The organism is Pseudomonas delhiensis (assembly GCF_900187975.1).
Lineage (GTDB): Bacteria > Pseudomonadota > Gammaproteobacteria > Pseudomonadales > Pseudomonadaceae > Pseudomonas > Pseudomonas delhiensis.
In genome coordinates this window covers 1-20,312 of record NZ_FZPC01000030.1, presented here as the reverse complement: position 1 = coordinate 20,312, position 20,312 = coordinate 1, and the positions used below count along the sequence as shown (strand labels likewise).

Below are 20,312 nucleotides of genomic sequence, written 5' to 3'. Positions count from 1 at the left end.
TCCCGCTTGCGGGAGAGGGCTGGGGAGAGGGTGCTCTTCAGGCGCTCAGAGTTGGATGGCCTTGTGCTCGACGAACTCGGCCAGGCCTTCCTCGCCCCATTCGCGGCCGTTGCCGGACTGCTTGTAGCCGCCGAAGGGCGCGCGGTAGTTGAACGCACCGCCGTTGACGAAGCATTGGCCGGCGCGCATGTGCCGGGCCAGGCGCAGGCCATCCTCGCGGTCGCCCGCCCAGACCGCGCTGGACAGGCCGAAGGGCGAGTCGTTGGCGATGGCCAGGGCTTCGGCCTCGTCGGCATAGGGGATCAGGCACAGCACCGGGCCGAAGATTTCCTCGCGGGCGATGCGCATCGAATTGTTCACACCGGCGAACAGCGTCGGTTGCACGTAGTGGCCGCGCTCCAGGCCGAACGGCCGCTCCGCGCCACCGCAGAGCAGGCGCGCGCCCTCCTCCTGGCCGACGCGGATGTAGTCCAGCACCGTGCGGCGCTGGCCGGCCGAGCACATCGGGCCGAGGAAGCTGTCCGCCTCCAGCGGGTCGCCCAGCTTCAGCGCCTCGGCCTCGGCGCGGGCGATCTCCAGCGCCTCGGCGTAGCGGCTGGCCGGCAGCAGCATGCGCGTCAGCGCGGTGCAGGTCTGCCCGGAGTTGATCATCACGTCCTGCACGCCGTGGCGCACGGCGGCGGCCAGGTCGGCATCGGCGGTGATCAGCAACGGCGACTTGCCGCCCAGTTCCAGGCACACGCGCTTGACCGTCGGCGCCGCCGCCTCGGAAACCTTGATGCCGGCGCCGGTGGAGCCGGTGAAGGAGACCATGTCCACTTGCGGATGCCGCGCCAGCGCCTCGCCGACCTTGGAGCCGGGGCCGCTGACCAGGTTGAACACCCCGGCCGGCAGGCCGATGGCGTCGATCATCTCGGCCAGCAGGAAGGCGTGCAGCGGGGTGTCCTGGCTGGGCTTGACCACCACCGTGCAACCGGCGGCCAGGGCCGGGGCGAGCTTGCCGATCAACTGGTGCAGCGGGTAGTTCCAGGGGTTGATGAAGGCGCAGACGCCCACCGCTTCCTTGACCACCAGCGAGTTGCCGACCTCGCGCACCTCGTCCATGTGCGCGGCCAGCGGGATGTAGCTTTCCAGGCCCTCGATCGGCCCGTCGACCTGGACCATGCGACACCACTGCACCGGCATGCCCAGCTCGGCGGTGATCAACGCGGCCATCTCGTCGGCCCGGGCCCTGAGCTGTTCGGCCAGGGCGCGCAGGTAGCCGGCGCGCACGCTGGAGGGCGTCCGCGACCAGGCCGGGAAGGCGCGCCGCGCGGCTTCCACCGCGCGGTTCACGTCGGCTTCGGCACCCAGCGGCACGCGGCCGATGGTTTCTTCGGTGGCCGGGTTCTGCACCTCGGCCAGGCCCTGCCCTTGCGGCGCCACCCAGGCGCCGTCGATGTAGAGCTGCAGGCGGTCATGCATGGCGTTTCTCCTTCAGCAGTTCGGCGGCGCACAGGGCGATGCGCCGGCAGGCTTCGCGCAGCGGCTCGGCGCCGAGCACCAGGCCCAGGCGGATATGCCCGGCGGCGCTGGGGCCGAAGGCCTCGCCGGCCAGCACCGAGACGCCGTGGCGGTCCAGCAGCAGGTCGGCGAAGGCCTGGGCGGACAGGCCGGTGGGGCGGATGTCGACCATCACGAACATGCCGCCGTCCGGGCGCAGGGCGCGCAGGCCGACGCAACCGGCCAGGCAGTCGAGGACCAGGTCGCGGCGCTGGCGGTAGGCCTCGCGCATGGCTTCCAGCTCCGGCAGCCGGGCTTCCAGCGCGGTGCAGGCGGCGTCCTGGATGAAGTCCGGCGAGCCGTAGAGCATGCACAGGGCGAGGTTCTCCAGGTGGCCGCAGAGTTCGCGCGGGCCGACCACCCAGCCCACCCGCCAGCCGGTCATGGCGTGGGACTTGGACAGGCTGTTGAGGGTCGCGGTGCGCCCGGCCATGCCCGGCAGGCTGGCCGGGCTGATGTGCTCGCCGTCGAACACCAGCTCGCTGTAGACCTCGTCGGAAATCATCCACAGGTCGTGCTCGATGCACAGCGCCGCCAGGGCTTCCCAGGTGGCGCGCGGCAGGCCGGCGCCGGAGGGGTTGTGCGGGCTGTTCAGGGCGATGGCGCGGGTGCGCGGGGTGACGAGTGCCGCCACGTCCCCGGCCTGCACGCGGAAGCCGTTTTCCGAACGCACGGGCACCGGCACCACCTTGGCCCCGCAGGCGCCGAACACCGCCTCGTAGGTCACGTACATGGGCTCGGCGACTATCACCTCGTCGCCCGGGTCGAGCAGGCACTGGGCCACGGCGTAGAGCGCGCACTGCGCGCCGGCCAGCACCACCACGGCGTCCGCGTCCACCGCCTGGCCGCTGCGCTGGCTGTGGCGGCGGGCGATGGCCTCGCGCAGGTTGCGCTTGCCGCGCACGTCGGAATAGTGGGTGTGGCCGGCCAGCAGGCTGTCGATGGCCGACTGCACGATGGGCGCCGGGGTGTCGAAGTCGGGGTCGCCCACCGACAGCAGCAGGATGTCGTCGCCCTGTTCCATGCGCGCCAGGGCGCGGTAGTGGATGTCCCAGGCGGCGGCGCCGTCGCCGGCGATGCGTTGGGTGAGGCTGGAGTAGCGCATGGGGAATGTCCTTCAAGGCGCCGGGGCCCGCGTGGGCCCCGGCGGGTACGACGGAGCCTACTGGGCGCAGGCGTGTTTCAGCTCGACCAGGGTCACGCCGGGGTGGGCGAAGCCGGCGCGCAGGTCGCGCTCCAGTTCGTCCAGGCTCTGCGGCTGGCGCACTTCGCAGCCGTAGGCGCGGCCGAGCAGGGCGAAGTCCGGGTTGCGCGGCAGCACGCCGATGGGCTCGATGTCCAGGCCGAGCATGTCGTCGCGGATCTGCCCGAGGGCATCGTTGTTCCACAGCAGCACCACCAGCGGGCTGTCCAGCTCCTCGGTGGCGGTGGCCAGCTCCTGGGCGGTGTAGAGGAAGCCGCCGTCGCCCACCAGCACCAGGCCGGGGCGCTCCGGCGCGCCGAACTTGGCACCGATGCCGGCCGGCACGCCATAGCCGAGGGTGCCGTAGCCGGTGGGGTGCAGCCAGCCGCGGGGGGCGCGGCTGGGGTACAGGTAGTTGGCGGTGTAGGCCAGCTGGGTCATGTCGCTGGCGATGAAGGCATTGGCCGGCAGCGCCTTGGCGATGCGTTCGAGGATCGCCTTGTGGATAAGCTGCAGCGGCGCGTGGCTGGCTCCCAGTTGCTGGCGCAGCCGGGCTACGCGCTCGGTGGCACTGCCGGCGTCACGCCTGGCAGCCGGCAGCGCGGCCAGCAGCGCCTCGGCGGTGGCCTTCGCGTCGCCGAGCAGGGCCACGGCGCTGGGGTAGAAGTCGTTGAACTTGCGCGAGTCGACGTCGACGCGGATCACCTCGCCGCTCAGCGGCAGGCGCTCGCGCCAGTAGTCGGTGTCGGCCATTTCGGTGCCGATGGCCAGCACCAGGTCGGCCTCGGCGATCATGTCCCAGCCGGCCTGGGTGCACAGGGTGGCGCCGGCCGCCAGCGGGGCTTCCGGGGCCAGCAGGCCCTTGCCGGCGACGCTGGTGAACAGCGGCGCGGCCAGGCGTTCGCTGAGCGCGGCCAGGGCCTGCGCGGCATGCAGCGCGCCGCCGCCGGCGATGATCATCGGCCGCTTGGCGGCCGCGAGTTTATCCACAGCCTGGCGCAACGCGTCGGCGCAGGGCTGGCCGCGGCCGGCGCGGCGCACCACCTCGCCGGTCCAGTCACGGGCGATGGGCGCAGCCAGCACGTCCAGCGGCACCGAGATGTGCACCGGGCGCGGGCGCTCGCTGTCGAACACGGCGTAGGCGCGGGCGATCAGCTCGGGCAGGTCTTCCGGGGTCAGGGCCACGGCCGAGAACGCGGTGATCGGCGCGGTCATGGCGCGCTGGTCCTGGGTCTCGTGCAGGCAGCCCCAGCCCTTGCCCAGGCTGGCGGTGTGGTTGACGCTGGAGATCACCAGCAACGGGATGGAGTCGGCGTAGGCCTGGCCGATGGCGGTGGCGGCGTTGGTCACCCCCGGGCCGGTGATGATGAAGGCCACGCCGGGCTTGCCGCTGACCCGCGCGTAGCCGTCGGCCATGAAGCCGGCGCCCTGCTCGTGGCGGGTCAGCACGTGGCGGATGCCGCTGCCGGGCAGGCCGCGGTAGAGCTCCAGGGTGTGCACGCCGGGGATGCCGAACACGGTGTCGACGCCGTAGTTGGCCAGCAGGCGGACCAGGGCCTGGCCGCCGGTGAGGGTCTTCTGTTCTTGCATGGGGTGTCTCCTCGCAACTCGTTGTTCCGGGACGGACGCCGAACTCGCGGCGGGCGCCGGAATGCTTTGCCCCCTCTCCCGCTTGCGGGAGAGGGCTGGGGAGAGGGGCTCTTGCCGGTGCCATCGCAGCACCGGCCCACCACCCTCTCCCCCAGCCCCTCTCCCTGAAGGGAGAGGGGAGCGTTCGTGTTCCCCTTCAGGTCCTCAGCCGTCGCCCAGCCGCACCAGCGCATCCACCGCCACGGCGCCTTCGGCGTTCACCAGCAGCGGGTTCACGTCCAGCTCCAGCAGGCTGTCGGCGTGCTCGCAGGCGTAGTCGGCCACCGCGCGGATGGCGTCCACCAGCTTGTCCATGTCCACCGCCGGGCGGCCGCGGAAGCCGCTGAGCAGCGGCGCGCTGCGCAGGCCCAGGAGGGCGTCGCGGATGGCCGCGTCGGTGGTCGGCAGCAGCAGGCTGCGGCTGTCCTTGAGCAGCTCGACGAGGATGCCGCCGGCGCCGAGCACCAGGGCCAGGCCGAAGCCGACCTCGCGCTTGATGCCGACGATCAGCTCGGCCAGCGGCGGGCTGGCCATGCGCTCCAGCAGCACCTGCTCGAACTTCACCTGGGGCGCGTGCCTGGCCAGGCTCTCGCGCATGTCGAACAGCGCCGCCTCCAGGGCCGCCTCGTTGCGCAGGTTGAGCGCCACGCCGCCGGCCTCGGTCTTGTGCGGCAGCTCGGCGCTGACCGCCTTGAGCACCAGCGGGTAGCCCAGGTCGGCGGCGGCCTCGCGGGCCTGCCCGGGGGTGCTGAGCACGGCCGCCGGCAGCGGCAGGCCGAAGGGCTTGAGCGCCTGCTTGGAAGCCCATTCGTCCAGCAGCCGGCCCTCGTCTTCGATGGCCTGCGGGCACAGCGGCACCAGCGCCGCTTCACCACGGGCCAGCAGCGCGTCGCGGCGCTGGCGGTAGTGGGCGATGCGGCCCCAGGCGGCCAGGCCGTCCTCCACGCCCTGCAGCGCCGCCACGCCGTGGCCGTGCAGCAGTTCGCGGGCATGGGCCGGCAGCAGTTCGGGCAGCGCCGAGGCGATGAAGCCGACCTTGCCGTGGCGCTTCAGCGCGGCGCAGTACAGCTCCAGCAGCAGGTCGCACTGCGGGCGCTCGCCGGTTTCCTCGCCGGGGTAGTCGAGCACCAGCAGCGCGGCGTCGGCGGGCGTGCGCAGGGCGCTGTCGAGCATCTTCTCCAGCGCCGGGCCGTCGCCCCAGATGGCGGTGGTGAAGTCCAGCGGGTTGGCGATGTTGGCGTAGTCCGGCAGCACCTGGGCCAGCTCGGCGCGCTGCGCCTCGACCAGCTTGGGCAACGGCAGGCCGTTGCGCTCGGCGTAGTCGGCGATCAGCCCGGCGTCGCCGCCGGAGCAGGCCAGCGCGGCCAGGCTCGGGCCGGCCGGCAGGTTGCCGCAGGCGGCGGCCTTGAGGGTTTCGATGAAGCTCACCGGGCCGCTCACGCGGATCACCCCGAGGCGGTCGAAGAGTGCGTCGTACAGCGCGTCGGAGCCGGCCAGCGAGCTGGTGTGGCTGAGCGCCAGTTCCGCGCCTATCTGCGACACGCCGGTCTTCAGGGCGATCACCGGGATGCCTTTCTGCAGCGCCTTGCAGGCGGCGCGGGCGAAGCCGGGAACGTTCTTCAGGCCCTCCAGGTGCAGGCCGATGGCGGTCACGCGCGGCTCGTCCAGCAGCACGTCCATCAGCTCGGCCACGCCCAGCTGCGCCTGGTTGCCCACCGAGGCCATGTAGGCGACGGGCAGCGAGCGGTCGCTCATCGACAGGTTGTAGGCGAAGTTGCCGCTCTGGGTCAGCACCGCCACGCCCTTCTCGACGATGTGCCCGCCATGGGCCACCGGCCACAGGGCCGCGCCGTGCAGGTAGTCGAGCAGGCCGTAGCAGTTCGGCCCGAGCAGGGCCATGTCGCCGGCGGCGGCGAGCAGGCGCTGCTGCAGGGCCTGGCCTTCGGCGCCGGTCTCGGCGAAGCCGGAGGCGTAGCAGATGGCGCCGCCGGCGCCCTTGGCGGCCAGTTCGGCGACGGCCTGCAGGGTCAGGTCGCGGTTGGTGGCGACGAAGACCGCGTCGGGGCCTTCGGGCAGTTCGGCAATGCTGCGCACGCAGGGCACGCCTTCGAGCTGGTCGTATTGCGGGTTGACCAGCCACATCGGCCCGGCGAAGCCGCCCTCGGCGCAGCGCTTGAGCGCGCGGGCCATGCTGCGGCCGCCGATGAAGGCCAGGTGGCGCGGGGCCAGCAGGCGCTTGAGATTGTCACGTTGGCTCATGGGATCACCGATCAGCGCAGCAGCGGCCGCAGCAGTTCGCGGGAGATGATGTGGCGCTGGATTTCCGAGGTGCCTTCCCAGATGCGCTCGATGCGCGCGTTGCGCCAGATGCGTTCCACCGGGCCCTCGTCCATCAGGCCCATGCCGCCGAAGATCTGCACGGTCTCGTCGGCGACCTTGCCCAGCACTTCGCTGGCGAACAGCTTGGCCATGCCGGCCTCGCCGTCGGTCATGCTGCCCTGGTCCATCTTCCACGCGGTGTGCAGGGTCATCAGCTCGGCGGCGCGGATCTGCGTGGCCATGTCGGCCAGCTTGAAGGAAATGCCCTGGTAGCTGCCGATGGCCTGGCCGAACTGCTTGCGGTCGGCCGACCATTGCAGGGCCAGGTCCATGGCGCGCTGGGCCTGGCCGACGCAGTTGGCGGCGACCATCACGCGGCCGGCGGTGAGCCAGGCGTTGGCCACTTCCCAGCCCTTGCCCACTTCGCCGAGGACCTGGGCGGCCGGCACGCGGCAGTCGTCGAAGAAGATCTCGTAGGTGTGGTAGCCCTTGTTGCTGACGCAGCGCGGGCCGCGGCGCACGGTCATGCCCGGGGTGCCCTTGTCGACCAGGAAGGCGGTCACGGCGTTGCGCTTCCTGCCGTTGTGCTCGTAGGTGTCGGTGACGGCGAAGACGATGGCGAAGTCGGCGTGCCCGGCGTGGCTGATGAAGTGCTTGGCGCCGTTGATGACGAAGTCGTCGCCCTCGCGCACGGCGCGGGTCTTGATCGAGTTGGCGTCGGAGCCGGCGCCCGGCTCGGTGAGGGCGAAGCAGTCGATCTTCTCGCCGTTCACGCAGGGCAGCAGGTAGTCCTGCACCTGCTGGCCCTTGCAGGCCATGAGGATCTTCGAGGGCCGCGCGACGAACACGTGCAGCGCCCAGGAGACCTTGGACAGCTCGCGCTCCACCAGCGCCTGGGACAGGTAGTCGAGGCCGCCGCCGCCGACTTCCTCGGGCATGTTGAAGGCGTAGAAGCCGGCGGCGATGGCCTTGCCGCGGATCTGCGCGGCCAGCTCCGGGGACACGGCGTCGGCGCGGTCGACTTCTTCCTCGTGGGGCAGCAGTTCCTTCTCGACGAAGGCCTTGACCGCCTCGACGAGCATTTCCTGTTCCTGGGTCAGCTTGAAATCCATGGAATCACCTCGCCGCTCAACGGCCTTGGAAGTGGGGGGAACGTTTCTCGGCCACGGCGCGCAGGGCCTCGGCGGCATCCTCGCTGCGCCCGCAGAGCAGCCCGGCGGCCTGCTCGGCTTCCAGTTGCTGGGCCAGGGTGCGGTTGGCGCCGTCGCGGATCAGGCGCTTGGTCTGGGCGAAGGCGAAGGTCGGGCCGGCGGCCAGGCGCGCGGCGAACTCGCCGACGCTGGCCAGCAGTCGCTCGTCGGCGACCACTTCGCCGACCAGGCCGGCGGCCAGGGCGCGTTCGGCGTTCCACAACTCATCGAGGAACAGCAGGCGCTTGGCCGCCTCGCCGCCGATCAGCCGCGGCAGGTGCCAGCTGGCGCCGGCGTCCGGGCAGTAGGCCATGCCGGTGTAGCCGGCCTTGAAGCGCGCACTGGCGCCGGCGACGCGGAAGTCGCAGCACAGCGTCAGGTCCATCCCGGCACCGACGGCGGTGCCGTTGACGGCGGCGATGGTCGGCTTGTCCAGGCCGTGCAGGCGGCGCATCAGGGCGTGGGCGGTCTCGGTCCAGCCGTAGGTTTCCAGTTCGCCGCGGGCCTCGGCCTCGGCCCATTCGGCGAGGTCGGCGCCGGCGCAGAAGCTGCGGCCCCCGCCGGTCAGCACGATGACGCGCACGGCCGGGTCGGCCTCGAAGGCGTCGAGCAGGGCGTGCAGGTTCTTCAGCGTCGGGATGTCCAGCGCGTTGCGCTGTTCGGGACGGTGCAGGGTGATCCAGGCGATGCCGTCCTGGACCCGGCTGAGCGGGGATGCGTGAGTCATGCTGGCCTCGTTGTTGTTGTCGCATGAGGGCGGTGTTGGCCACCATACTAAACAAGTGTTCAACAAGACGGCAATGCACCCGAATGGGTGGCTTGTAACGCCCCGCCGGATGGCGGGAAGGCCGCGTGGTGCGGGGCTGTGGGGTTCAGGAGGGGTGTGGCGGGAGAGTCTGTTACAACTTCGAACAAATGCCGGTACGGCTGGCTTTTGTAGGAGCGCGCCCTGCGCGCGAATCGCGGGCAGGGCCCGCTCCTACAGAAAATCAAAAGCCCCGCAGGGCGGGGCTTCTTGTGTGCAGAAGGCTCAACCGACGCTGGGCACCGCCTCGGCGGCCAACTGCGGGCGCTTGCGCTTGAGCACGTAGTAGGCCAGGTAGCACGCGGCGATGAAGCCGAAGCCCCAGTACAGCGACGGGCGCTGGGTCGGATCCATGGCCAGGAACACGAACAGCGAGCAGCAGATCGCTATGCAGGCCAGGGGAATCAGCGGGAACAGCGGCGCGGCGTACTTCAGGTCCTTGACGCTGCCCCCCTTGGCCATGTGCTCGCGGCGGAAGCGGTACTGGGCGTAGGCGATGACGATCCAGGTCACGGTGCCGGCCATCCCGCTCACCGCCATCAGCACCATGAACAGGGTGTCGGCGGCGACCACGCTGGTCAGCAGCGAGAGCAGGGCGAAGGCCAGGCTGATCAGCAGCGCGTACAGCGGCACGCCGCGGGCGCTGAGCTTGGACAGGCCCCTGGGCGCCATGCCGGTCCTGGACATGGCCCAGAGGATGCGCGTGGAGGCGTACAGGCCGGAGTTGCCCACCGAGAGGATGGCGGTGAGGATGACGAAGTTCATCAGGTCCGCCGCGTAGGGGATGCCGACCATGTCGAACACCTGCACGAAGGGGCTCTCCACCAGCCCGGCCTTCTGCCAGGGGATGATGGCGGCCAGCACGAGGACCGCCAGGACGTAGAAGATCAGCACGCGGAACACCACGTTGCGCACGGCGCGGGGGATGCTCTTCTCCGGCTGGTCGGTCTCGCCGGCGGCCACGCCCATGATCTCGCAGCCCTGGAAGGCGTAGACCACCGTCATCATCACCGCGAACACCGCCGACAGGCCGTTGGGGAACAGGCTGTCGCCGACCAGGTTGTCCAGCCCCGGCGCCGGCGCGCCGTCGTTCAGGTGGATGCCGCCGAAGATCACCAGCACGCCGACGATGATGAAGGCGAGGATGGCCGCCACCTTGATGCCGGCGAACCAGTACTCGGCCTCGCCGAAGGCGCGGGTGGCCAGGGCGTTGAGGGAGAACAGCACGACCACGAAGAAGCCCGACCAGATCCAGATCGGCACCTCGGGGAACCAGCGCGTCATCAGCATGCCGGCGGCGGTGAATTCCAGGCCGACGGTGGAGGCCCAGCTCATCCAGTACACCCAGCCGATCATGAACCCGGTGGCCGGGCCGATGAAGCGCGTGGCGTGGGCCTGGAAGGAGCCGGAGACGGGCATCTGCACCGACAGCTCGCCCAGGCAGACCATCACCAGGTACATCAGCAGGCCGGCCACCAGGTAGGCCAGCACGGCGCCGGCCGGGCCGCCCTGGTTGATGGTGACGCCGGCGCCCATGAACAGGCCGGTGCCGATCACCCCGCCGAGGGACAGCATGAAGATGTGGCGGCTCTTGAGCGCGCGGGAGAGCTGGAGCTTCGAATCAGACATGGCGCACCCCCGGCAGACGGCGGGCGCGGCGCAGCGGAACTCTACGTTGGATCATTGTTGTTATCTCCAATCAGTCAGAGGCCGTGGCTCGGGCACGGATACCGCCGGATTATTCGAAGGGGATGTAAGGTCGCGTTGAACGGCGGGATCGAAGATGTAAAAAGCTGTAAGGAATTTGTATTCCGAACGAGCTTTCCTGACGTGCCGGCTGACACCGAAACGTCAGGGCATGCCGTGCGGCCCCCTCACCCTTCAGGGAGAGGGGACTGTCCGTGCCTGCTGGATGCGCGTGCCTCCCTGCTGGGTCTGCGCATTTTGTGCCTTTCGTAGGAGCGAGCTTGCTCGCGAACCGCATGGCACCGCGGCCACCGGGGGATCCGTTCGCGAGCAAGCTCGCTCCTACAGGAGGTGCGTCCTGGCGGCGCTGAGTTGCGTGTCGAGTCTTTCGCTCCAGGCTTGCAGCGGCTCGCCGGCCTGTGCCGCCTCTTCCAGGCCGTGCAGGCATTCGCCCAGGCCGCGCAGGCCCATGGAATGGCAACTGCCCGCCAGGCGGTGGGCCAGGCCGGCGGCCTCGCTGGCGTCGCCGGCGCGGATGGCTTCGTGCAGCAGCGGCAGCTGTTGCGCCAGCAGGTCGCGCAGCACGCCCAGCAGTTCGTTCACCCGGTGCTCGCCCAGCAGTTCGCGGTGGGTCGCCAGCACCTGCGCGTCGATCGCCCCGTCCGTTGCCGGCCCGGGCGCAGGCGCGTGCAGGTTGGCCAGGGCGCGGCGCAGATCGTCCAGGCGCAGCGGCTTGGCCAGCACGCCTTGCATGCCGGCGTCGAAGTAGCGGCGCACCAGGGCCGGTTGCACGCTGGCGGTGAAGGCCAGGATCGGCGTCTCGCGGTTGCGGCCGTCGGCCTGGGCGCGGATCGCCTGGCACAGCTCGATGCCGCCGAGGCCCGGCAGATGCATGTCCAGCAGGATCAGGTCGAAGGCCTGTTCGCGGCAGGCGGCCAGGGCCGGGTCGGCGTCCTCGGCCAGGCGTACCCGGTGGCCGTCGCGCTCCAGCAGGCCCTGGGCCACTTCGCGGTTGAGCGGCACGTCTTCCACCAGCAGCACGCTCAGGGCACGCTCGCTGCGCGGCGCCGCCCGCGGTTCCGCCATGGGGGCCAGCGCGGCTTGCAGCTCGACCTCGAACCAGAAGGTGCTGCCCTCGCCTTCCACGCTGCGCACGCCAATGCGGCCGCCCATGGCCTCCACCAGGCGCTTGCTGATGGCCAGGCCCAGGCCGCTGCCGCCGTAGCGCCGGGTGACTTCCTCGCTGGCCTGGGTGAAGCGTTCGAAGATGCGCGCCTGCACCGCCGCGGGAATGCCGATGCCGTCGTCGACCACGGCGAAGCGCAGGCGCTGGGCCTCGCCCCGTTGCGCCAGCAGCGTCACTTCCAGGCGCACCTCGCCCTCCTCGGTGAACTTCACCGCGTTGGCCACCAGGTTGCTCAGGACCTGGCGGAGGAACTGCCCGGCGCCGCGGCAATGGCGGCGCACGGCCGCGTCCAGGCGCAAGGACAGCACTGTGGCATTGGCTGCCGCGCGCGGCTCCAGCAGCGTCAGCACCTCGTCGAGCAGTTCGCCGAGGTCGAAGTCCACCGGCTCCGGCAGGCTGGCGCCGTCTTCCAGCTTGGCGAAGTGCAGCACTTCGTTGAGCACCGCCAGCAGGCCTTCGCCGGCCTTGTGCAGGGCGTGCAGGCGCTTGCGCTCCAGCTCGCCCAGGGGCGCGTCGCGCAGCAGCTCGGCCATGCCGAGGATGCCGTTGAGCGGGGTGCGGATCTCGTGGCTCATGGTGGCCAGGAAGCGCGTCTTCGCCTGGTTGGCCGCCTCGGCCTCGTCCTTGGCCCGGCGCAGGCTGGCGGTGCGCCGCTCGACCTGGCGCTGCAGTTCGTCGCGTTCCTCGCGCAGGGCCTGGCGCATGTCGTCGAGGGCGTGGGCCACGGTGTCCAGCTCGTCGTCCTCGGCGCGGATGCGCTTGTCCAGCCGCAGTGGCTGCTGCAGGTCGCCGCCGGCCATGCGCCCGGCGAACTCGGCCATGCGCTCCAGGTGGCGCGTCACCAGCTTGTGGAACAGCCAGCTCAGGGCCACCGCCAGGCCGCAGAGGAACAGGCCCATCCACAGCAGGTTGCTCAGCCCGCCGAGCCACAGGCGGCGGTAGATGGCGCCCAGGTCGATGGCCACGGCCAGCTCGCCGAGGGCCCGCGATTCGCCGTCCGGCGGCTGGTAGCTGAGCGGGAAGTGCTCGACGCGCAGCGGGCCGGGGGCCTGGATGTCGCCCTGGACAAGGTTGAAGTCGGCGCTGGCCAGGCTGGCCCAGGCGATGTCGGGGAAGTCCACCAGGCCGTGCAGCTGCACGTTGAGCTGGGCCTGGTTGAGGTCCCACAGGCTGCGCTCGAAGCTGGCCAGGTAGCCGCTGCGGATCAGCTCCAGGCGGGTCTCGATGTCGCGCATCTCGCGGCGGTATTCCAGGTACAGCTGCACGGCGCCGGCCAGCAGGGTGAAGCACAGGCTGAAGGCCAGCACCCGCAGCAGCAGGCGACGCGCCAGCGGGCCGGGGGCGCGCAGGCCCCTCACGGCTGCGCACCGGCGGCGAGCATGGCGCGGTAGTCGCGCTCGCTTTCGTCCAGCCAGCGCGCCAGGCTGCCGTCGGCCTGCAGACGGCGCAGGGCGGCGTCGATCTCGCCCAGGCGGGCCTGCAGCGGCGAATGCCGCGACACCGCCAGGCGCAGGTAGTCGACGGTGATCGGCCGCGGCGCGTCCACGATGTCCGCGCCGCCCGGCAGGCGCTCGACGAACAGCCGCCCGGTGCGCCGCTCGTAGGGGATGAAGTCGATGCGCTGGCGGATCAGCTTGCCGAAGTTCTGCCGGCTGTCGGAGACGTACTCGATGTTGTCGTGGCTGGCGACGAAGCGGTCGAACCCGGCGCCATAGCTCTCGCCGAAGAGCAACCCGCCGCGGTAGCGGGCGAGGTCGTCCAGGCCCTGGAAGCGCACCGGCTTGCGGCGGTTGTAGAACAGCGCCACTTCCTCGCGCAGCACCGGCGCCTCGGCGAAGGCCAGGCCCTGGTCGCGCTGCTCGGTGCGGTAGGCCAGCACCACGTCGACGCGCCCGGCGGCGGCGTCCAGCAGGCAGCGCTTCCAGTTGCCCAGCACCACCACCTGCACCTCGTAGCCGAGCCCGCCGAGCACGCTCTTCACCACCTGCGGCGCCAGCCCGCGCACCTCGTGGCCGTCGCTCCAGGACACCGGCGGGTACACCGGGTAGTCGCAGTAACGTACGCGCTCGGCGGCCGGCGCCAAACCACACAGCGCCAGGGCGAGCAGGGCCAGCCAGCGCATGCTCAGGCGTCGCTGGGGGCGGCGGTGAACAGGTAGCCGGCGCCGTGGATGGTGATGATCAGTTCGGGTTCGGCCGGGTCGTCGCGCAGCTTGCGGCGCAGGCGGCCGACCAGCACGTCGATGGAGCGGTCGTTGGGCAGCCACTCGCGGTTGCGGATCTGGTCCATCAGCTGGTCGCGGCTCAAGGTGTGGCCGCTGTTGCGCAGGAACACGCTGAGCAGCTGGAACTCGCCGTGGGTCAGCGGGGTTTCGCTGCCGTCGCGGTCGACCAGGCGCCGGCGGTCGGCGTCCAGGCGCCAGTGGGCGAAGCGCTTGAGCGGCTGGCGCACCGGCGCGGCCGGGGCAGGGGCGCGGGCGTGGCGCACGCGGCGGATCAGGTTCTTCGCCCGCGACACCAGCTCGCGCGGGTTCGGCGGCTTGATCACGTAGTCGTCGGCGCCGCACTCCAGGCCGACGATGCGGTCGATGTCGTCGTTGCGCCCGGTGATGAGGATGATGCCCACCTCCGAGCGCACCCGCAGTTCGCGGGTCAGGGTCAGGCCGTCCTTGCCGGGCAGGCGGATGTCCAGCAGCACCAGGTCGAACGGCGGGCCGCCCTGCTCGGCGTCGGCCAGGCTGGCCTCGGCCTGTTCGGCGGTGCTGGCGCAGGCTACCTCGTAGCCCTCGCCGACGAGGTAGGACTGGAGGAGTTCGCGGATCAGCGGATCGTCGTCGACGATCAGTACACGGGGAGCCATCGCCAATACCCTGCTGCGGCCGCCGGCGAGGTCGCGGCGGATTTCTTATTAGAGGATGGACGCCCGTGGGAAATTTCCCAGGGGCCGGCGCAGAGTAGCGATTGCTGAACGGCCGATCAACAGTCCGCCGGCCGGCGGCTGAAGCGCTGCCGCCCGCCGGCCTGCAGGCCGTCGACCCAGGCCTCGCAGACCTGGACGCCCTGCTCGGGGGTGAAGGTGTTGGGGTTCAGCCCGGATTCCAGCCACAGCCCGTCGAGCATGGCCGACAGGGCGATGGCGGCGAGGTCGGCGTCGAAGTCGGCCCAGCCCTCCTCCTCGGCCAGTTGGTCCAGCGCCTGGGCCAGCAGGGCGCGGTACTCGCCGTAGGAATGGTCGTGGGCGCGGTTGATCGCCTCGGCGGTCTTCACCGCGCCCCAGAACGCCAGCCAGGCGTCGAGCAGCTGCGGGTCGAGCAGTTCGGCGCTGAACGAGGCGCGGAAGAACGCCGAGAGGCGCGCGCGGGCATCCGGCGCGGCCTGGTCGATGGCCTCGCGCAGCAGCTGCATGACGCGCCCGGTGACCGTCAGGTAGGCCTCGGCGACCAGCTCGTCCTTGCCCGCGTAGTGGTGGTTGATCAGCCCCACCGAAACCCCGGCCTCGGCGCAGATCTTGCGGATGGACGCGCCCTGGAAGCCGTGCTGCTTCAGGCACGCCAGGGTGGCCTCGATCAGCAGCGCCTTGCGCTGCTCGGGTTCCAGCCGGGAAAAGCGCACTGCCTGGTTCATCGCCTGCCGCTCCTGTGTCCGAGGCCGCCAATCTGAACGAATGTGCAACAGCATACCAGCCCCACCCACCCATTCGGGGAATGGCCCGGCGAAGGCCGGCGGCGGACAGTGGCCACAGCCGACACGACCCTCGAAAACAACCACAGGTGGGAGTGACATGTACAAACCCTTCGCAGCGATCCTGGGCACGGCCCTGGCGCTGAGCCCCTTGCTCGGCCAGGCCGCGGACACCGACGGCGCCAACACGCTGAGGCTGTACAACTGGACCGACTACATCGGCGAGCACACCATCGCCGACTTCGAGAAGGCCACCGGGATCAAGGTGGTCTACGACACCTTCGACTCCTACGAGACGGTGCAGGGCAAGCTGCTGCCTGGCCGCTCCGGCTACGACCTGGTGGTGCTCAACGCCGCGCTGGTGCCGCCGCTGCTCAAGGCCGGGGTGTTCCAGCCGCTGGACAAGAGCCGGCTGCCCAGCTGGAACAACCTCGACCCCGAGGTGCTCAAGCACCTGGACCACTACGACCCGGGCGTGCAGTACTCGGCGCCCTATACCTGGGGCAGCAACGGCATCACCTACAACATCGACAAGATCAAGCAGCGCATGCCCGACGCGCCCATCGGCTCGCTGGCGATGCTGTTCGATCCCAAGGTGGTGTCGAAATTCGCCGACTGCGGGGTGACCATCATCGACTCGCCCACCGACGTCATCCCCCTGGCCCTGGCCTACCTCAAGCGCGACCCGAACAGCGCCAGCCCCGAGGACCTCAAGGCCGCCCAGGCGCTGCTGCAGTCGATCCGACCCTACATCCGCAAGTTCGACTCCACCAGCTACCTCAACGGCCTGGCCAACGGCGACCAGTGCATGGCCATGACCTGGTCCGGCGACTACGCCACCGCCCAGGCCCGCGCCGACGAGGCCGGGGCCAAGGTCAAGCTGGGCTACTTCGTGCCCAGGGAAGGCTCGCTGATCTGGTTCGACGACTTCTACATCCCGGCCGACGCGCCCCACGTGGCCAACGCCCACAAGTTCATCGAATACATGCTGCAGCCGAAGGTGGCCGCCGACGTCAGCGACTACATCCGCTACGCCAGCAGCAACATCGCGGCCAAGCCGCTGCTGGCCACCGAGGTGCGCGACGACCCGGCGATCTACCCGGACGCCGAGACGCGCTCGCGGCTGTTCACCCAGAAGGTCCAGGGGCCCAAGGCCACGCGGCTGATCACCCGGACGTGGAATGCGGTGAAGACCGGGACCTGACATCTGTTCAAGCAAGAGCCCCCTCTCCCCAGCCCTCTCCCTTCAGGGAGAGGGAAACGGAATTAACGAGTTGAAACCGCACTATCGAGGTACTGCCATGACCACCCCATCCGCCGCCTTCTTCGCCCGGTTCGACGACGAGAAGCTGGTCGCCGCCGACAAGGCCCACTACGTCCACGGCTACCACGTGTTCGACGACCACCGCGAGAACGGCGCGCTGAACATTGCCGCGGGCGAAGGCGCCTACATCTACGACACCAAGGGCAACCGCTACCTGGACGCCGTGGGCGGCATGTGGTGCACCAACATCGGCCTGGGCCGCGAGGAGATGGCCGAGGCCATCGCCGGGCAGGTGCGCCAGCTGGCCTACTCCAACCCCTTCTGCGACATGGCCAACGTCACCGCCATCCAGCTCTGCGAGAAGCTCGCCGAACTGGCCCCGGGCGACCTCGACCACGTGTTCCTCACCACCGGCGGCTCCACCGCCGTGGACACCGCCTACCGGCTGATCCAGTACTACCAGAACTGCCGCGGCAAGCACGCCAAGAAGCACATCATCAGCCGCGTCAACGCCTACCACGGCTCCACCTTCCTGACCATGTCCCTGGGCGGCAAGGTCGCCGACCACCCGGCGGAGTTCGACTTCCTCGAGGACCTCATCCACCACATCTCCTGCCCCAACCCCTACCGCGCGCCGGAGGGCATGACCGAGGCGGACTTCCTGGAGTTCCTGGTCAAGGAGTTCGAGGACAAGATCCTGGAACTGGGCGCCGACAACGTGGCGGCCTTCTTCGCCGAGCCGATCATGGGTTCGGGCGGCGTGATCATCCCGCCGAAGGGCTACCACAAGCGCATGTGGGAGGTATGCCGGAAGTACGACCTGCTCTACGTCGCCGACGAGGTGGTGACCTCCTTCGGCCGCCTGGGCGCCTTCTTCGCCTCCGAGGACGTGTTCGGCATGCAGCCGGACATCATCACCACCGCCAAGGGCCTGACCTCCGGCTACCTGCCGCTGGGCGCGTGCATCTTCTCGGACCGCATCTGGAAGGTGATCGCCGAGCCGAACCAGGGCCGCTGCTTCAGCCACGGCTTCACCTACAGCGGGCACCCGGTGAGCTGCATCTCGGCGCTGAAGAACATCGAGATCATCCAGCGCGAGAACCTGCTGGCGCACGTCAACGAGGTCGGCGCCTACCTGGAGCAGCGCCTGCAGGAACTGGCCGGGCTGCCGCTGGTGGGCGACGTGCGCTGCCAGAAGCTGATGGCCTGCGTCGAGTTCGTCGCCGACAAGCGCAGCAAGACGCTGTTCCCGGAGGAGCTGAACATCGGCGAGAAGATCCACCTGCGGGCCCAGGCCCGGGGGCTGCTGGTGCGGCCCATCGTGCACCTGAACGTGATGTCGCCGCCGCTGACCATCACCCGCGAGCAGGTCGACGAAGTGGTCGACACCCTGCGCGAGGCCATCCTCGAGACCGCCGAGGACCTCAAGCGCAGCGGCGACTACGCGGGGCATTGATGCGCGGACGCGGCGCTTTGCAGCTGGTCGGCGGCGGCCGTATGCTGCCGACCATGAGCACACCGGCCACCCCACTCGATGCCCCACTCAACAGCCCGGCCCTGCATGCCTGGCATGCGGGGCTGGCGCGCGCCATGGCCGCGGTGGCCACGGCGGAATTCCCGGCGCGCCTGGTGGAGGCCCTGGGCGCGCTGGTGCCCATCGAGTCCTCGCTGTTCGGCCTGGAGCGCAAGGGCCAGCCGCCGCGCCACCTGTTCCAGCACGGCATCCCCGAGGCCTACCGCGAGCCGCTGACCGAGCGCTACTACGCCCGCGGCTACCTGCTCGACCCCTTCTGCCTGGCCATCGAAGGCGGCCTGGCCGAGGGCTTCTACCCGCTGGCGGAAATCGCCCCGGACGACTTCTTCGCCAGCGAGTACTACAAGACCTACTACCTCAAGTGCGGCTCGGTGGAAGACAGCCACTACATCGTCGACCTCGACGCCCAGCGCAAGCTTTCCCTGTGCGTGTACCAGGGCCGCAGCGGCGCGCGCTTCAGCGAGGCGCAGACCGAGCTGCTGCGCGCCGCCCTGCCGCTGGTGCGCGAGCTGTGCCGGCAGTTCGAGAGCCGCGGCGGCCTCGACCTGCTGCTGGCCGGCGGCGACGCCGGCGCGCAACCGGCGGCGGCGCTGAACTGGCACATCCGCGAAGCCTTCATGAACTTCGGCGGCGACTGCCTGACCGAGCGCGAACGGGAAATCGCCCACCTGCTGCTGCGCGGCCACTCGGTGAAGTCCAGCGCGCGGGTGCTGGACATTTCGCCGGAGACGGTGCGCATGCACCGCAAGCACCTCTACACCAAGCTCGAGATCAACTCCCAGGCGGAACTGTTCTCGCTGTTCATCGACTGGCTGACCCGCGACGGGCCCGCCTGAAACGCCGCCATCGCGAACGGAGTCACCGAAGCCACCCCATGTAGGAGCGCGCCCTGCGCGCGATTCGCGGGCAGGGCCCGCTCCTACAGTAGGATGGCGTTGAGCGCAGCGATACCCATCGCCGCGACCGCATGGGTTTCGCAAACTCAACCCATCCTACGAAAGCACCTCGGCGCGGCCTGCAACCTCAGCTGCGCCCTTCCCAGCCCTGGCCCTCCCCAGGCATGCTAGAGCATTCCCCACGCCCTCCCGAGGAAACCCCATGTTCCGACGCTGGCTCCCCGCCCTGCTGCTGGCCGCCGCCCTGCCGCTGCAGGCCGCCGAAACCAAGCCGAACTACGGTCCCGAACTGGAACGCTTCAACTACGCCTACCCGGTGGGGCACTTCAGCTTCGCCTCCCAGGGCAAGCACGTGCACATGGCCTACATCGACGTGAAGCCGGCCAAGCCCAACGGCCGCGCGGTGGTGCTGCTGCACGGCAAGAACTTCTGCGCCGGCACCTGGGAGGCCAGCATCGCCGCCCTGAGCGCCGCCGGCTACCGGGTGGTGGCGCCGGACCAGATCGGCTTCTGCAAGTCCACCAAGCCGGAGCACTACCAGTACAGCTTCCAGCAGCTGGCCAGCAACACCCACGCCCTGCTGGACAAGCTCAGGCTGCACAAGGTGACGCTGCTCGGCCACTCCACCGGCGGCATGCTGGCCGCGCGCTACGCGCTGATGTACCCGCAGCAGGTCGAGCAGCTGGTGCTGGTCAACCCCATCGGCCTGGAGGACTGGAAGGCCCTGGGCGTGCCCTACCGCACCCCGGACCAGTGGTACGAGCGCGAGCTGAAGACCAGCGCCGAGGGCATCCGCAAGTACGAGCAGGCCACCTACTACGCCGGCCAGTGGAAGCCGGAATACGACAAGTGGGTGAACATGCTCGCCGGCCTCTACAACGGCTCCGGCCACGAGCGCGTGGCGTGGAACTCGGCGTTGCAGTACGACATGATCTTCACCCAGCCGGTGCTCTACGAATTCGGCCAGATCCAGGCGCCCACCCTGCTGATGATCGGCACCCAGGACAACACCGCGATCGGCAAGGACATCGCCCCCGAGCCGCTGCGCGCCAGGCTGGGCAACTACGCCGAGCTGGGCAAGCGCACCGCCCAGGCCATCCCCCACGCCACCCTGGTGGAGTTCGACAAGCTCGGCCACGCGCCGCAGATCCAGGACCCGCAGGCGTTCCACGCGGCGCTGCTCAAGGGCCTGGCCGAGCTCAAACATTGAGGCTGGCCGCACCGATGGGCTCTTCGTAGGAGCGAGCTTGCTCGCGAACCGCACGGCACCGCAGCCGCCGGGAAATCCGTTCGCGAGCAAGCTCGCTCCTATGTATGGACTCACCCCCACCGTCAACCCGCTTTTGAACAGAGGAACCCGATTGCATCTATGTATTAGGCCTGTTCGAGGAAGCCACG

Annotated in this window: 15 protein-coding genes; 4 read left to right on the top strand and 11 right to left on the bottom strand. The window is 70.1% G+C overall.

Going from position 1 to position 20,312, the window contains the following annotated elements:
- Positions 1-45: 45 nt before the first annotated feature.
- The 11 genes from CHC02_RS24005 to CHC02_RS23955 all read right to left on the bottom strand — a co-directional run bounded on the left by CHC02_RS24005 (position 46) and on the right by CHC02_RS23955 (position 15,163).
- Positions 46-1,464 (bottom strand): aldehyde dehydrogenase family protein, encoded by a 1,419-nt coding sequence (locus tag CHC02_RS24005; protein ID WP_089393916.1) that lies wholly within the window; start codon positions 1,462-1,464, stop codon positions 46-48.
- A complete protein-coding gene (locus CHC02_RS24000) occupies positions 1,457-2,647 on the bottom strand; it encodes a pyridoxal phosphate-dependent aminotransferase (protein ID WP_089393915.1) in 1,191 nt (396 codons plus the stop codon). Before CHC02_RS24000 ends, CHC02_RS24005 begins: the two co-directional genes overlap by 8 nt.
- 57 nt (positions 2,648-2,704) lie before the next feature.
- Positions 2,705-4,315 (bottom strand): 5-guanidino-2-oxopentanoate decarboxylase, encoded by a 1,611-nt coding sequence (locus CHC02_RS23995; RefSeq protein WP_089393914.1) that lies wholly within the window; start codon positions 4,313-4,315, stop codon positions 2,705-2,707.
- Positions 4,316-4,519: 204 nt separating this feature from the next.
- On the bottom strand, positions 4,520-6,613 hold the full coding sequence (locus tag CHC02_RS23990) for an acetate--CoA ligase family protein (protein ID WP_089393913.1): 2,094 nt from the start codon (positions 6,611-6,613) through the stop codon (positions 4,520-4,522).
- 11 nt (positions 6,614-6,624) lie between these two features.
- A complete protein-coding gene (locus CHC02_RS23985) occupies positions 6,625-7,785 on the bottom strand; it encodes an acyl-CoA dehydrogenase family protein (protein WP_089393912.1) in 1,161 nt (386 codons plus the stop codon).
- A gap of 16 nt (positions 7,786-7,801) precedes the next feature.
- The gene (locus CHC02_RS23980; protein ID WP_089393911.1) at positions 7,802-8,590 is read right to left on the bottom strand and encodes an enoyl-CoA hydratase/isomerase family protein; all 789 of its coding nucleotides are present in this window, start codon (positions 8,588-8,590) and stop codon (positions 7,802-7,804) included.
- A gap of 303 nt (positions 8,591-8,893) precedes the next feature.
- Positions 8,894-10,297: an amino acid permease gene (locus CHC02_RS23975; RefSeq protein ID WP_089393910.1), complete on the bottom strand. Its 1,404-nt coding sequence runs from the start codon at positions 10,295-10,297 to the stop codon at positions 8,894-8,896.
- Positions 10,298-10,696: 399 nt separating this feature from the next.
- Positions 10,697-12,898, bottom strand: coding sequence for an ATP-binding protein (locus tag CHC02_RS23970; protein ID WP_089393909.1), 2,202 nt, complete (start codon positions 12,896-12,898; stop codon positions 10,697-10,699).
- Positions 12,895-13,662, bottom strand: a complete 768-nt coding sequence (locus CHC02_RS23965; RefSeq protein WP_089393908.1) for a substrate-binding periplasmic protein — start codon at positions 13,660-13,662, stop codon at positions 12,895-12,897. The genes CHC02_RS23970 and CHC02_RS23965 overlap by 4 nt, the downstream gene beginning before the upstream one ends.
- A gap of 2 nt (positions 13,663-13,664) precedes the next feature.
- Positions 13,665-14,405 carry a response regulator transcription factor gene (locus CHC02_RS23960; RefSeq protein WP_089393907.1) on the bottom strand — a complete coding sequence of 247 codons (741 nt, stop codon included), beginning with the start codon at positions 14,403-14,405 and terminating at the stop codon, positions 13,665-13,667.
- A gap of 110 nt (positions 14,406-14,515) precedes the next feature.
- Positions 14,516-15,163, bottom strand: a complete 648-nt coding sequence (locus CHC02_RS23955) for a TetR family transcriptional regulator C-terminal domain-containing protein (protein WP_089393906.1) — start codon at positions 15,161-15,163, stop codon at positions 14,516-14,518.
- A 157-nt stretch (positions 15,164-15,320) separates the two neighbouring features.
- Here CHC02_RS23955 and CHC02_RS23950 point away from each other — a divergent pair, with 157 nt between their 5' ends.
- From CHC02_RS23950 to CHC02_RS23935, 4 genes are all read left to right on the top strand, one after another.
- Positions 15,321-16,424: a polyamine ABC transporter substrate-binding protein gene (locus tag CHC02_RS23950; RefSeq protein WP_089393905.1), complete on the top strand. Its 1,104-nt coding sequence runs from the start codon at positions 15,321-15,323 to the stop codon at positions 16,422-16,424.
- Positions 16,425-16,521: 97 nt separating this feature from the next.
- On the top strand, positions 16,522-17,940 hold the full coding sequence (locus CHC02_RS23945) for an aminotransferase (RefSeq protein ID WP_089393904.1): 1,419 nt from the start codon (positions 16,522-16,524) through the stop codon (positions 17,938-17,940).
- Between the two features lie 53 nt (positions 17,941-17,993).
- Positions 17,994-18,854: a helix-turn-helix transcriptional regulator gene (locus tag CHC02_RS23940; RefSeq protein WP_089393959.1), complete on the top strand. Its 861-nt coding sequence runs from the start codon at positions 17,994-17,996 to the stop codon at positions 18,852-18,854.
- 262 nt (positions 18,855-19,116) lie between these two features.
- The gene (locus tag CHC02_RS23935; RefSeq protein WP_089393903.1) at positions 19,117-20,124 is read left to right on the top strand and encodes an alpha/beta fold hydrolase; all 1,008 of its coding nucleotides are present in this window, start codon (positions 19,117-19,119) and stop codon (positions 20,122-20,124) included.
- The last annotated feature ends 188 nt before the right edge of the window (positions 20,125-20,312 follow it).

Bases quoted from the DNA above. Each gene is read 5' to 3' on its own strand.
- CHC02_RS23980 (WP_089393911.1), bottom strand. From the start codon at position 8,590: ATGACTCACGCATCCCCGCTCAGCCGGGTCCAGGACGGCATCGCCTGG.
- CHC02_RS23995 (WP_089393914.1), bottom strand. From the start codon at position 4,315: ATGCAAGAACAGAAGACCCTCACCGGCGGCCAGGCCCTGGTCCGCCTG.
- CHC02_RS24000 (WP_089393915.1), bottom strand. From the start codon at position 2,647: ATGCGCTACTCCAGCCTCACCCAACGCATCGCCGGCGACGGCGCCGCC.
- CHC02_RS23990 (WP_089393913.1), bottom strand. From the start codon at position 6,613: ATGAGCCAACGTGACAATCTCAAGCGCCTGCTGGCCCCGCGCCACCTG.
- CHC02_RS23975 (WP_089393910.1), bottom strand. From the start codon at position 10,297: ATGTCTGATTCGAAGCTCCAGCTCTCCCGCGCGCTCAAGAGCCGCCAC.
- CHC02_RS23985 (WP_089393912.1), bottom strand. From the start codon at position 7,785: ATGGATTTCAAGCTGACCCAGGAACAGGAAATGCTCGTCGAGGCGGTC.
- CHC02_RS23945 (WP_089393904.1), top strand. From the start codon at position 16,522: ATGACCACCCCATCCGCCGCCTTCTTCGCCCGGTTCGACGACGAGAAG.
- CHC02_RS23955 (WP_089393906.1), bottom strand. From the start codon at position 15,163: ATGAACCAGGCAGTGCGCTTTTCCCGGCTGGAACCCGAGCAGCGCAAG.
- CHC02_RS23940 (WP_089393959.1), top strand. From the start codon at position 17,994: ATGAGCACACCGGCCACCCCACTCGATGCCCCACTCAACAGCCCGGCC.
- CHC02_RS23935 (WP_089393903.1), top strand. From the start codon at position 19,117: ATGTTCCGACGCTGGCTCCCCGCCCTGCTGCTGGCCGCCGCCCTGCCG.
- CHC02_RS23950 (WP_089393905.1), top strand. From the start codon at position 15,321: ATGTACAAACCCTTCGCAGCGATCCTGGGCACGGCCCTGGCGCTGAGC.
- CHC02_RS23965 (WP_089393908.1), bottom strand. From the start codon at position 13,662: ATGCGCTGGCTGGCCCTGCTCGCCCTGGCGCTGTGTGGTTTGGCGCCG.
- CHC02_RS24005 (WP_089393916.1), bottom strand. From the start codon at position 1,464: ATGCATGACCGCCTGCAGCTCTACATCGACGGCGCCTGGGTGGCGCCG.